The organism is Providencia sp. PROV033 (genome assembly GCF_028484855.1).
GTDB classification, from domain to species: domain Bacteria; phylum Pseudomonadota; class Gammaproteobacteria; order Enterobacterales; family Enterobacteriaceae; genus Providencia; species Providencia alcalifaciens.
In genome coordinates, this window is record NZ_JAMPSW010000094.1 from 1 (window position 1) to 14239 (window position 14239).

Below are 14239 nucleotides of genomic sequence, written 5' to 3' on the forward strand. Positions count from 1 at the left end.
GCCATATGGTTCAATAATTGTTAGTAACTAACAAATGAGATGATATTCACTAAGTTAATGTTCACCTATATTACTTCTAAAATTTAATTGGTGTGTTTATTCATTATAAAAATACTTAATTAAAGATATTGTTTTATTCATCAATCATTCAAATAATGATGAAGTTAACGTGTTAACAAAAAATCCCAACTCTATATACAATGAAAAACTTTAATAATTTAGCTGATTTCTATAATAAAAGTTTGCTATGGCCATATCGAAAAATGCTCGAATTACCGACTTTCAAAAAGTGGTTAGGGGAAGATGTTTTAGTCAGGATACTAGATTATGGCTGCGGTGGAGGGGCAATATCTCGCTGGTTAGTAAGCCAAGGATACAAGCATGTTGTTGGCTATGATACCTCAATAGGAATGATAAAAAGCGCTCAAGAACATGAAGCCAGAACACCTAAAAATATTCAATATATTAATGAAATGAGCTCAATCCTCCATTATTCATTTGATGTGGTCATCGCTATCTATCTACTGCCCTACGCGGTCAATAAAGTACATCTACTTACGTTACTCCAAAGCATGTATCAAGCTTTAACCCCTCAAGGGAAAATCATTGCGATAACGCTATCCCCGAATTTTTCGACCGACCCAGAGTACTATCGACCTTACGGTTTTCGCTTAATTGCTCAGGACACCCTACATGATGGCAGCCAGGTGGCTCTAAATATCTGCGAAGCATCTACTGATATCACTCTCCCCACCTATTATTATTCTTTGGAAACCCTAAAGAATAGATTTGAGCAAGCAGGCTTTAGTAACGTCACAACACTCCCCTATTCACCGAGCTTTTCAAACAACGATCCCGCGCTATTGAACTATCTTCAATGTCCCCACTGCATCATTATCACAGCGCACAAAAAGACCCCTTAACTCAATTCAATACACAATAACTTATCGCGAAAATCCCAATAACGGACTTTCTTCTTACACACATACAATGGAGACCCCATGAGTTTAAAACAACGTAGTTTAGCGCTCTTACATACCGCCCGTTTTGTCACTTTTGCCACGCAATGCAACGATCATTCGCCGTGGGCTTCTACTGTAGAGCCTAGAATACTCCTTAATCCATTACGCTTTATTTGGTTTTCATGTCATCAAAGTCAGCATTCCCAAAACATTCGACAAAACCCTCAAGTGAGCGGTTCTCTATTTCGTTATGATTTAATTGAATATCCCGAGATAGGATTGGATGGCGCACAATTTATCGGGCATGCCCGTGAGCTATCTGATGAAGAATGTATCAGTGCTTACTCACATTTTTATCAACTCACACCGTTTGACGATACTCAGCACTTAACAGACATGATTCCCTTAGAACAACTTCAAAAAAATGGGCATTCTCGATTTTATCAAGTAGACATTGAGCAATTCTGGTTGGTTGATATTGAAAGTTGGGTTACACACAAAGAAAATAGACGGGTTTCGGTGCCTCTAAGTTACCTGAATGATGAATAACTCATTGGCAAAAAAAAACCGGTATCTTTCGACACCGGTTCTATTAAGCGATTCTATCAATCAAAAATTATTTCTGATTGTCGCTAGTGAAGCCTGCATTTAACAGTTCAGCTAAGTTCGCTGTTGCCTCGTCTGCGCTAACTTGTGGAGCTTCCACAGCTTCGCTCAGATGACGACGACGGATACGATCTTGGTGATACGCAAAACCAGTACCCGCAGGGATCAGACGTCCAACAATAACGTTTTCTTTCAGACCGCGCAGTTCATCACGTTTACCTGCTACCGCAGCTTCTGTCAGTACGCGTGTAGTTTCTTGGAATGATGCCGCTGAGATAAAGGATTCTGTTGCCAGAGATGCCTTAGTAATACCCAACAGATCACGATCAAAGTTAGCCGGAATTTTACCTTCAGATTCCAGTTTACGGTTAGAAACTTTAACACGAGAGTACTCAACCTGCTCACCTTCGAGGAATTCAGAGCTTCCTGCATCCGCGATGGTGACTTTACGCAGCATCTGACGAACGATAACTTCGATGTGTTTATCGTTAATCTTAACGCCTTGTAAGCGGTAAACTTCTTGAACTTCGTTAGTGATGTAACGAGTCACAGCATGAACACCACGCAGACGCAGGATGTCATGTGGAGACTCTGGACCATCAGAAACAACGTCACCACGTTCAACGATTTCACCTTCGAATACGTTGAGCTGACGCCATTTAGGAATCATCTCTTCGTATGGCTCACTACCATCTAATGGAGTGATAACCAGACGGCGTTTACCTTTGGTTTCTTTACCAAACGAGATAATACCGCTGATTTCAGCCAGAATCGCAGGCTCTTTCGGACGACGAGCTTCGAACAAGTCAGCAACGCGTGGCAGACCACCCGTGATATCTTTAGTCCCGACGGATTCTTGTGGAATACGCGCTAAAGTATCACCGGCATTGATCGCAATGCCATCATCTAACTGAACAATTGCTTTACCCGGTAAGAAGTACTGAGCTGGCATGTCGGTGTTAGGGATCAGAACATCATTGCCGTTCGCATCGATAACACGCAGCGCAGGACGTAAGTCTTTACCAGCACTTGTACGCTCAGCTGTATCCAGAACCACGATTGAAGACAGACCGGTTAACTCATCAGTTTGACGAGTCATAGTCTGGCCATCAAGCATGTCGGAGAAGCTGATGATACCAGATACTTCACTGACAACTGGCATGGTGTGTGGATCCCAGTTCGCAACGGTTTCACCGCCGATCACTGACGCGCCATCACCTTTGGTTAAGTGTGCACCGTAAGGAACTTTATAGCTCTCTTTAGTACGACCGAATTCGTCAATCAGACGCAATTCTGTATTACGTGAAGTAATAACCAGTTTGCCTTCTGAGTTGGTTACGAATTTCGCGTTAACCAGTTTCAGAGTACCTGTGTTACGAACTTGGATGCTAGATTCTGCTGCCGCACGAGATGCCGCACCACCGATGTGGAACGTACGCATCGTCAGCTGTGTACCCGGCTCACCGATTGATTGTGCCGCGATAACACCGATAGCTTCACCTTTGTTGATGATATGACCACGAGCCAGGTCACGACCATAACAGTGAGCACACACACCGAAGTCAGTTTCACAACTTACAACGGAACGTACTTTCACGCTATCAACAGAGTTAGCTTCTAACAGGTCACACAGTTTTTCGTGTAACAGTGTATTACGTGGAACCAGAATATCAGCTGTACCTGGGATCAGGATATCTTCAGCTGTTACACGTCCAAGTACACGTTCACGCAGTGGTTCTTTAACGTCGCCACCCTCGATAACCGGAGTCATCAGGATACCTTCGTGAGTACCACAGTCATCTTCAGTCACTACCAAGTCTTGAGCAACGTCAACTAAACGACGAGTCAGGTAACCGGAGTTCGCTGTTTTCAATGCGGTATCCGCAAGACCTTTACGAGCACCGTGGGTAGAAATAAAGTACTGGAGAACGTTCAGACCTTCACGGAAGTTCGCCGTGATTGGTGTTTCGATGATGGAGCCATCTGGCTTCGCCATCAGACCACGCATACCTGCTAGCTGACGAATCTGCGCAGCAGAACCACGAGCACCGGAGTCGGCCATCATAAAGATACTGTTGAAAGAAACTTGTTGTTCTTCTTCACCGTCACGGTTGATGACTGCTTCAGTAGACAAGTTTTCCATCATCGCTTTAGCAACACGTTCGTTTGCCGCTGCCCAGATATCGATAACTTTGTTATAACGTTCGCCTGCTGTAACCAGACCAGACTGGAACTGTTCCTGAATTTCTGCAACTTCCGCTTCTGCTTCGGCGATGATTCCAGCTTTTTTCTCTGGAATAACCATATCGTCGATACCAACCGATGCACCAGAACGTGCCGCATAGGCAAAACCGGTATACATGATTTGGTCAGCAAAAATAACGGTTGGCTTCAGGCCCAGTACACGGTAACAAGTGTTCAGCATTTTGGAGATTGCTTTCTTACCTAACGCTTGGTTAACCAGAGAGTAAGGCAGACCTTTCGGTACGATCATCCATAAAATTGCACGACCAACCGTGGTATCAACTAAACCAGTGTTAATCGTAATGTTACCTTCGCTGTCCTTCACTTCTTCAGTGATACGGACTTTAACACGGGCATGCAGTGAAGCATGGCCTGAACGGTAAACACGCTCAGCTTCTTTAGGACCGGCTAATACCATGCCCTCGCCTTTCGCGTTTACACAGTCACGAGTCATGTAGTAGATACCCAATACAACGTCCTGAGAAGGAACGATGATAGGCTCACCACTTGCAGGTGACAGGATGTTGTTGGTTGACATCATCAACGCACGCGCTTCTAACTGAGCTTCCAGAGTCAGAGGAACGTGTACCGCCATTTGGTCACCATCGAAGTCGGCGTTATATGCCGCACAAACGAGTGGGTGCAATTGGATAGCTTTACCTTCGATCAAAATTGGTTCGAAAGCTTGGATACCCAGACGGTGAAGTGTTGGTGCACGGTTCAGCATAACTGGGTGTTCACGGATAACTTCATCCAAGATATCCCAAACAACCGCTTCTTCGCGCTCAACCATTTTCTTCGCAGCTTTAATGGTTGTTGCCAGACCACGTAATTCTAATTTGCCGTAGATAAATGGTTTGAATAACTCAAGTGCCATTTTCTTAGGCAGACCGCACTGATGCAGACGCAGGTATGGACCTACGGTGATTACAGAACGACCTGAGTAGTCAACACGCTTACCAAGTAAGTTCTGACGGAAACGACCTTGTTTACCTTTGATCATATCTGCCAAAGATTTCAGAGGACGTTTGTTAGAACCTGTGATTGCGCGACCACGACGACCGTTATCTAACAGTGCATCAACCGCTTCTTGCAACATACGTTTTTCGTTACGTACGATGATGTCTGGCGCAGCCAGATCCAGAAGACGTTTCAGACGGTTGTTACGGTTGATTACGCGACGATACAGATCGTTCAGATCTGATGTTGCGAAACGACCACCATCCAGTGGAACTAATGGACGCAGATCAGGTGGCAGAACTGGCAGAACGTTTAAGATCATCCACTCTGGTTTGTTACCAGATTGAATGAACGCTTCTAACAGTTTGATACGCTTGGTCAGCTTTTTACGCTTGGTTTCTGAGTTAGTTTCATTTAACTCTTCACGCAGCGTTTCGCACTCGTTCTCAAGATCGAGGTTTTTCAGCAGACCTTGGATTGCTTCCGCACCCATTTTTGCGTCAAATTCGTCACCGAACTCTTCCAACGCATCTAAGTATTGCTCTTCTGTCAGAATCTGTGCGCGCTCAAGGCTGGTCATCCCGCCTTCAACAACAACATAAGATTCAAAGTACAGAACGCGTTCGATATCGCGCAGTGGCATATCGAGCAGCAAACCGATACGGGATGGCAGTGATTTTAAGAACCAAATGTGTGCAGTCGGAGATGCGAGTTCAATATGACCCATACGCTCACGACGAACTTTAGTTTGTGTAACTTCAACGCCACACTTCTCACAAATCACACCACGGTGTTTTAAACGCTTGTACTTACCGCACAAACATTCGTAGTCTTTTACTGGCCCGAAAATACGCGCACAGAAAAGACCATCACGTTCTGGTTTGAACGTACGGTAGTTAATGGTTTCTGGCTTTTTAACTTCACCGAATGACCATGAACGGATCATATCAGGTGATGCCAGAGCAATCTTGATCGCATCAAACTCTTCGGTCTTGGTTTGCGCTTTCAGAAACTTAATTAAGTCTTTCACTAAATGGCTCCTGTCGGAGTTAGACCTGTCAGGTGAGTGCTCGAGGCCACTCTCCCCAAATCCCAGTGCTTACATGGGCCGGAAGGCGAACCTTCCGGCACAAAACGAATTACTCGTCTTCCAGCTCGATGTTGATACCCAGTGAGCGGATTTCTTTCAGCAATACGTTGAAAGATTCCGGCATACCAGGTTCCATCTGATGGCTGCCATCGACGATGTTTTTATACATCTTCGTACGGCCGTTAACGTCATCCGATTTAACTGTAAGCATTTCTTGAAGAGTATAGGCTGCACCGTATGCTTCCAGTGCCCACACTTCCATCTCCCCGAAACGCTGACCACCGAACTGCGCTTTACCACCCAGCGGCTGCTGAGTAACCAAGCTGTAAGAACCAGTTGAACGGGCGTGCATCTTATCGTCAACCAAGTGGTTCAGTTTCAGCATGTACATGTAACCTACGGTTACCTGACGCTCAAATTTCTCGCCAGTACGACCGTCGAACAGTGTAATCTGACCTGAAGTTGGCAGACCGCCCAGTTTCAGCAGTTCTTTAATTTCTTTCTCTTTCGCACCATCAAACACTGGCGTTGCAATTGGCATGCCTTTTCTCAGGTTCTCAGCCAAACGCATAACTTCTTCATCAGAGAAAGTATTTAAGTCAACTTTCTGACGCGGGTCATCACCTAAATCGTAAGCTTTCTGGATGAATTCACGCAGTTTGGCAACTTCTTGCTGCTGTTTAAGCATAGCATTGATTTTTTCACCAATACCTTTAGCAGCCATACCTAAGTGAGTTTCCAGAATCTGACCGATGTTCATACGTGATGGAACGCCCAGTGGGTTCAGAACGATGTCAACTGGGTTACCGTTTTCATCGTAAGGCATGTCTTCAACTGGGTTGATTTTTGAGATAACACCTTTGTTACCATGGCGACCCGCCATTTTATCACCCGGTTGGATCTGACGTTTAACAGCCAGATAAACCTTAACAATTTTCAGTACGCCCGGAGCAAGGTCATCACCTTGGGTGATCTTGCGACGTTTCGCTTCCAGTTTCTTCTCGAACTCAGATTTCAGTTCATCATACTGTTCAGCTAATTGCTCTAACTGGTTCTGTTTCTCTTCATCAGCTAACGCTAATTCTAACCAACGGTCACGAGGCAGTTTATCCAGTTTTTCAGCTTCAATACCACCGCTGATCAGTACAGAACGGATACGAGAGAACAATGCGGATTCAAAAATACGCAGTTCTTCTGTTAAGTCTTTCTTCGCATCACGTAACTGAGTTTCTTCGATTTCCAGAGCACGTTTGTCTTTCTCTACACCATCACGGGTAAATACTTGTACATCGATAACTGTACCAGATACACCGTTAGGAATACGTAAAGAAGAGTCTTTAACGTCTGACGCTTTCTCACCGAAGATAGCACGCAGCAGTTTTTCTTCTGGCGTTAATTGTGTTTCACCTTTAGGGGTTACTTTACCAACCAGAATATCGCCGCCTTTCACTTCTGCACCGATATAAACGATACCGGATTCATCAAGTTTAGACAGTGCTGCTTCACCAACGTTTGGAATATCCGCAGTGATCTCTTCAGGTCCTAATTTGGTGTCACGAGACACACAAGAGAGTTCCTGAATGTGAATAGTTGTGAAACGGTCTTCTTGAACAACACGCTCAGAAACTAAGATGGAGTCTTCGAAGTTATAACCATTCCATGGCATGAATGCCACGCGCATGTTTTGACCAAGTGCTAATTCACCAAGGTCTGTTGAAGGACCATCAGCTAACACATCACCACGTTCAACTGGCTCACCTAAAGATACGCAAGGCATCTGGTTGATACAGGTGTTCTGGTTAGAACGAGTGTATTTAGTCAGGTTATAGATATCGATTCCAGCTTCGCCCGGATACATCTCATCTTCGTTAACTTTGATAACGATACGAGAAGCATCAACGTATTGAACTGAACCACCACGTCTAGCAACAGCAGTAACACCGGAGTCAACCGCTACTGCACGTTCCATACCTGTACCAACTAATGGTTTGTCAGCACGTAAAGTAGGAACCGCTTGACGTTGCATGTTTGCACCCATCAATGCACGGTTAGCATCATCGTGTTCAAGGAATGGGATCAGAGACGCACCAACAGAAACAACCTGTTGAGTCGAAACGTCCATATATTCAACTTGTTCACGGCTGAATAAGCTTGATTCACCTTTGTTACGACAAGTGATCAATTCTTCGATGAAACGACCATCATCACTTAATACGGTGTTTGCCTGAGCAATGATGAAGTTACCTTCTTCGATTGCAGACAAGTAATGGATTTCATCCGTTACGATGCCATCACGAACTAAACGGTAAGGGGTTTCTAAGAAACCATACTCATTGGTCTGTGCATAAACAGATAATGAGTTGATCAGACCGATGTTCGGACCTTCAGGCGTTTCGATTGGACAAACACGACCATAGTGAGTTGGGTGTACGTCACGTACTTCGAAGCCCGCACGTTCACGAGTCAGACCACCAGGGCCTAATGCAGAGATACGGCGTTTGTGCGTAATTTCAGACAGTGGGTTGTTCTGGTCCATAAATTGAGACAGCTGGCTGGAACCAAAGAACTCTTTAACTGCGGCTGAAATTGGCTTAGCGTTGATCATATCCTGTGGCATTAATGCATCGAGGTCGCCCAGAGAAAGACGCTCTTTCACTGCACGCTCAACACGAACCAGACCTACACGGAATTGGTTCTCAGCCATTTCACCAACGGAACGAATACGACGGTTACCTAAGTGGTCGATATCATCGACTTCGCCTTTACCGTTACGGATATCGATGAGTTTACGCATAACATCAATGATGTCTTCTTCACTCAGGATACCAGAACCTTCGATTTCATCGCGGTTCAGTGAACGGTTAAACTTCATGCGGCCTACAGCAGACAAGTCATAACGGTCTTCAGAGAAGAACAAGTTATCGAACAGGTTTTCTGCCGCTTCGCGAGTTGGTGGCTCACCAGGACGCATCATGCGGTAGATTTCTACCAGTGCACTTAAGCGATCGTTAGTTGGGTCGACACGAACGGTTTCAGAGATATAAGCACCGTGGTCTAAGTCGTTAGTAAACAATGTTTCAATTGTTTTGTGACCAGATTGGCTCAGACGTGCCAACATATCTAATGACAGCTCCATGTTCGCTGCACAAATCAGCTCACCAGTGCTCTCATCGATATAGTCTCTTGCAACAACTTTACCTGCGATGTATTCAACAGGAACTTCGATGCTGTTAATTTCTTCTTTTTCTAACTGACGAATATGACGTGCAGTGATACGACGGCCTTTTTCAACATAGACTTTGCCGTTTGCTTCGATATCGAAAGAAGCTGTTTCACCACGTAAACGCTCAGGAACCAGCGTCATCATCAGTTTATTATCACGGATTTGGAATACAGTTTTTTCGAAGAACAGATTTAAGATTTCTTCGGTGTTGTAATCCATTGCACGCAGAATAATGGTCGCAGGTAATTTACGGCGACGGTCAATACGTACAAACAGGTTATCTTTCGGATCAAATTCGAAATCAAGCCATGAACCACGGTAAGGGATAATACGTGCGTTATACAGCACTTTACCTGAAGAGTGAGTTTTACCTTTATCGCTGTCAAAGAATACACCTGGACTACGGTGTAACTGAGAAACGATAACACGCTCAGTACCGTTGATAACAAAAGTTCCGTTTTCAGTCATGAGTGGAATTTCACCCATGTAGACTTCTTGTTCTTTGATGTCTTTAACGGTGCCTTCTGGTGCTTCTCGCTCATAAACGATCAGGCGCAGTTTTACACGCAGTGGTGCAGAATACGTCACACCGCGAATTTGACATTCTTTAACATCAAAAACAGGCTCGCCTAAACGATAGCTGACATATTGCAGTTCCGCATTGCCGCTGTAGCTCTGAATTGGGAATACAGAACGGAAAGCTGCTTCCAAACCATTCTGGCCATCAGGATCTTGCTCGATAAACTTCTGGAACGAGTCAAGTTGGATAGAAAGGAGATAAGGTATATCCAAAACTTGTGGACGTTTACCAAAATCCTTACGAATACGTTTTTTCTCGGTATAGGAGTAAACCATAGGTTTCCTCAGCTCGTTGATCAGTGACCCAAGTCGTTCGTCCTTAGGTAAAGGACAGAACAGGAACGCGTTTTTGAAGAAATGGAAAATGAATACTTTCCGTAATACTCATTGCTATTACTCTTAAATCATTTCATTGCATTCCTGAGGCTACCGAGCTACCCGAGCGGGTCGTAGCGCAGAACACAGTATATTAAGTCGTCAATAGAAAGAAGTATTGGGGGGTTGTTTGTTAACATTAAAACTGCGTGAAAAGCTGTTAACACCCATCACGCCTTACAGCGCAAAAAGGCTGGTGATTATAAAATCACCAGCCATCAGCCTAATTACTTAAGCTGCGTTCTTGAATTTGAACTTATTTAAGTTCAACAGAAGCGCCTGCTTCTTCAAGAGATTTTTTCAGAGTTTCAGCTTCGTCTTTGCTTGCAGCTTCTTTGATAACTGCTGGAGCTGATTCTACCATGTCTTTAGCTTCTTTCAGGCCAAGACCGGTTGCACCACGTACTGCTTTGATAACTGCAACTTTGTTCGCACCAACAGATGCCAGAACAACGTCGAACTCAGTTTTTTCTTCAGCAGCTTCAGCTGGGCCCGCAGCAACAGCAACAGCTGCAGCAGCAGAAACGCCGAATTTTTCTTCCATCATAGTAATCAGTTCAACAACGTCCATTACAGACATTTCTGCAACTGCATCAAGGATTTGGTCTTTAGTGATAGACATAACAAGTGTTCCTAAAATTCAGAAATAGTTTATACGTTAAAAAGCAACGAAGGAAAGGGCTTATGCAGCTTCTTTCTGATCGCGCAGAGCAGCCAGAGTACGAACCAATTTGCCGGCAGCGGCTTCTTTCATGGTTGCCATCAGGCGTGCGATTGCTTCATCGTAAGTTGGGAGAGTTGCCAGACGATCGATATCTTTCGCTTGGATTAACTCACCTTCAAAGGCCGCAGCTTTAATCTCAAATGCTGGATTCGCTTTCGCGAACTCTTTGAACAGACGAGCGCCAGCGCCCGGATGTTCGTTAGAGAAAGCAATTAAGGTTGGACCAACAAACGCGTCTTTCAGTACATCATACGCTGTACCTTCAACAGCACGACGAATCAAAGTGTTGCGAACAACACGAATGTAAACGCCAGCTTCGCGACCTGCTTTACGCAGTTCAGTCATTTTTGCTACAGTTACGCCGCGTGAATCAGCAACAACTGCAGAAAGCGCGCCTTTGGCTACTTCGCTGACTTCAGCAACAATCGCTTGTTTGTCTTGAAGATTTAGTGCCATTAGCTTCTTGCTCCTGGATTAACCGGGAAAACCCGGGACTCACATCACTCAAACACAACATTATGTAAGAGCGCTAAAACACGGTGAGCAGAATAGAAATCCAGAATAAATTCTAGGTATCTCTGTCACCGTCTACGCAGGTAAATTAAGTAGCTACTAGTAACTAATAAACTACACCTGCGGTCTTGGACGGGGTCTGGAAAGGCCAGACTCCATACCGAAATTTGTGGTTTGTTGGGCATATTTCTATCCCCAACAAACTCGAGGCGTCAAATTTTATACAAATCTAACGCAAAGGTAAAGCCTAATTACCGATTAGCAAATGCTAACGGAATTAAACTGCTGCTGACAGACCAGATTGGTCGATAGCAACACCTGCGCCCATTGTAGTGGACAGGCTGATTTTCTTGATGAAAACGCCTTTAGCAGAAGCTGGTTTTGCTTTTTTCAGCGCGATCAGCAGTGCTTCTAAGTTTTCTTTCAATTTGTCAGCGTCGAAATCAGCTTTACCGATAGTGGTGTGGATGATTCCGTTTTTGTCGTTACGGTAACGAACCTGACCCGCTTTAGCGTTATTAACAGCTTCAGCAACGTTAGGAGTTACAGTACCAACTTTCGGGTTTGGCATCAGACCGCGTGGACCCAGAACTTGACCTAATTGGCCAACAACGCGCATTGCATCTGGAGAAGCAATAACAACGTCAAAGTTCATTTCGCCAGCTTTGATTTTATCAGCCAGATCTTCCATACCAACCAGTTCAGCGCCAGCAGCTTTAGCAGCTTCAGCGTTTGCGCCTTGTGCGAACACAGCAACGCGAACTGAACGGCCAGTACCGTGTGGCAGTACAGTTGCACCGCGAACGTTCTGGTCAGATTTACGAGCATCGATACCAAGATTGATAGCTACGTCAACGCTTTCAACGAATTTAGCAGTCGCTAATTCTTTCAGCAGAGCAACGGCTTCATTGATGTCATACTGTTTAGTTACATCAACTTTCTCACGGATATTGCGCATGCGCTTAGTCAGTTTAGCCATTCTATTAGTCCTCCACTACCAGGCCCATGGAACGAGCAGTACCAGCGATTGAACGCATCATCGCGTCAACGTCAGCACCAGTCATATCCGCAGCTTTAGTTTCTGCGATTTCGCGAACCTGTGCAGAAGTCACTTTACCAACTTTGTCTTTGTTCGGCTTACCAGAACCAGACTTAACGCCAGCCGCTTTTTTCAGCAGAACTGCTGCCGGTGGAGTTTTAGTTACGAAAGTGAATGAACGGTCTGCATAAACAGTAATAACAACAGGAATTGGTAAACCTTTTTCCAGGCTGTCTGTTTTTGCGTTGAACGCTTTACAGAATTCCATGATGTTCACACCTTGCTGACCCAGTGCTGGACCAACCGGTGGACTTGGGTTTGCCATACCAGCTGCTACTTGCAGCTTAACGTAGGCTTGTACTTTCTTAGCCATGATATTTCCTCAAATTGGGTAATAACGCCTTAGTCGATAAGGCTCCCCGTTACATTAACGCCCCGCAAAACCCTATTTGTATAGTATTTTGCCAAGCATAAAAAACAAAAGGCGCGAAATTGTATGAAAATTTCGCGCCTTTTGCAAGTCTGAGACTCGGATTAATTAGGCTTTTTCTACCTGTCCGAAATCTAACTCAACAGGCGTTGCACGACCAAAAATGGAAACAGAGACTTTTAAGCGGCTCTTTTCATAGTCGATTTCTTCAACAACACCGTTGAAGTCAGCGAATGGACCTTCGCTAACACGAACCATCTCACCTGGTTCAAATAGTGTTTTAGGACGTGGCTTATCACCAACTTGTTGTAAGCGATTCATGATCGCGTCAACTTCTTTATCACTAATTGGCGCTGGACGATCTGACGTTCCACCGATAAAGCCCATTACACGCGGAACACTGCGTACTAAGTGCCAAGAGTCATCGTTCATGACCATTTGAACTAATACGTAGCCTGGGAAGAATTTACGTTCGCTCTTACGACGTTGACCGCTACGGATCTCAACAACTTCTTCAGTTGGAACCATAACATCGCCGAACAACTCTTCCATATTATGTAATTTGATATGTTCACGCAGAGACTGTGCTACGCGACCTTCAAAACCAGAGAATGCCTGAATGACATACCAGCGTTTTTTAGGTAAATCTGACATTTAGAATAACCTCAGGCTTGTAATAAATGAAACTAAACGCACTAGGATACCATCTAATCCCCACAGGATTAATGACATTACAGCCGTTACAGCAGCAACAATCAACGTTGTTTGCAATGCTTCCTGGCGAGTAGGCCAAATGACTTTTTTCACCTCGATGCGAGCTTCGCGCGCAAACGCCAGAGTTGCTTTACCTTTTGTGGTCCACAAAGCAACAGCACCAGCAATAGCGACTACAGCTACAACTGCAAAAGCACGCAGTGCGAGATTATATTGACGGAAGTAATAGTTACCCACGATAGCAACTAATAGTAAGGCACAGACAACTACCCATTTGAAGATGTCTGCACTGCGTCCACTTCCTTGAGCTTCGCTATTCGCACTCATAATTCAACCTGTTACCATGAAATATGTATAAAGCCCGCTTGCCTTACTTATACAGTACGGCAATCAGAGCACACCAATAGAATATGCCAGCATACCCAGTAAATTTATTGACCACCCTATTCTGAAAATAAATTTCTTTTTGTGGCAGCGGTAAAATATACCATAACTTCTGAGCAAAACCTTAATAAATCTCATATAACTGTATCGGGCTCTCAATACAGTTAGTAAATCGTTGTTTCAGAGCCTATCTCACCAATAATTATTAAAACGATTGATGAGATAGGTTCTTAGGTTTACAGCGTTGGCATTTTAAAAACTTGAGTATAAAAAGGGCATCAGTCGATGCCCTTTTTACTAAAGTGGTTCTTTCTTATTCAGAAAGAGCGGTATTATGCAATGATTCTTGCAACAACACCCGCACCTACAGTACGACCACCTTCACGGATTGCAAAA

The 14239-nt window shown here is 44.4% G+C and carries 10 protein-coding genes; 2 read left to right on the forward strand and 8 right to left on the reverse strand.

Features of this window, described 5'->3' with window-relative positions:
* Nucleotides 1–263 precede the first annotated feature (263 nt).
* Nucleotides 264–923, forward strand: coding sequence for a class I SAM-dependent methyltransferase (locus PSF16_RS14010; protein ID WP_336313817.1), 660 nt, complete (start codon nt 264–266; stop codon nt 921–923).
* 78 nt (nt 924–1001) lie between these two features.
* Complete coding sequence (locus PSF16_RS14015; RefSeq protein ID WP_036963413.1) at nt 1002–1511, forward strand: pyridoxamine 5'-phosphate oxidase family protein; 510 nt, start codon at nt 1002–1004, stop codon at nt 1509–1511.
* A 67-nt stretch (nt 1512–1578) separates the two neighbouring features.
* On the opposite strand, the gene rpoC is transcribed toward PSF16_RS14015, so the two are convergent.
* The 8 genes from rpoC to secE form a co-directional block, all read right to left on the reverse strand.
* Nucleotides 1579–5802: a DNA-directed RNA polymerase subunit beta' gene (gene rpoC, locus PSF16_RS14020; protein WP_006657049.1), complete on the reverse strand. Its 4224-nt coding sequence runs from the start codon at nt 5800–5802 to the stop codon at nt 1579–1581.
* A 109-nt stretch (nt 5803–5911) separates the two neighbouring features.
* On the reverse strand, nt 5912–9940 hold the full coding sequence (gene rpoB, locus PSF16_RS14025) for a DNA-directed RNA polymerase subunit beta (protein WP_006657048.1): 4029 nt from the start codon (nt 9938–9940) through the stop codon (nt 5912–5914).
* Between the two features lie 355 nt (nt 9941–10295).
* Nucleotides 10296–10661 carry a 50S ribosomal protein L7/L12 gene (rplL, locus tag PSF16_RS14030; protein ID WP_006657047.1) on the reverse strand — a complete coding sequence of 122 codons (366 nt, stop codon included), beginning with the start codon at nt 10659–10661 and terminating at the stop codon, nt 10296–10298.
* A gap of 60 nt (nt 10662–10721) precedes the next feature.
* Nucleotides 10722–11219, reverse strand: coding sequence for a 50S ribosomal protein L10 (rplJ, locus tag PSF16_RS14035; RefSeq protein WP_006657046.1), 498 nt, complete (start codon nt 11217–11219; stop codon nt 10722–10724).
* 334 nt (nt 11220–11553) lie between these two features.
* On the reverse strand, nt 11554–12255 hold the full coding sequence (gene rplA, locus PSF16_RS14040; RefSeq protein ID WP_006657045.1) for a 50S ribosomal protein L1: 702 nt from the start codon (nt 12253–12255) through the stop codon (nt 11554–11556).
* A 4-nt stretch (nt 12256–12259) separates the two neighbouring features.
* Nucleotides 12260–12688: a 50S ribosomal protein L11 gene (gene rplK, locus PSF16_RS14045; protein ID WP_006657044.1), complete on the reverse strand. Its 429-nt coding sequence runs from the start codon at nt 12686–12688 to the stop codon at nt 12260–12262.
* A gap of 165 nt (nt 12689–12853) precedes the next feature.
* Nucleotides 12854–13399: a transcription termination/antitermination protein NusG gene (gene nusG / locus PSF16_RS14050; RefSeq protein WP_006657043.1), complete on the reverse strand. Its 546-nt coding sequence runs from the start codon at nt 13397–13399 to the stop codon at nt 12854–12856.
* Entirely contained in the window at nt 13400–13786 is a 387-nt protein-coding gene (gene secE, locus PSF16_RS14055) for a preprotein translocase subunit SecE (protein ID WP_006657042.1), read from the reverse strand. It abuts the gene before it with no gap.
* Between the last annotated feature and the right edge of the window lie 453 nt (nt 13787–14239).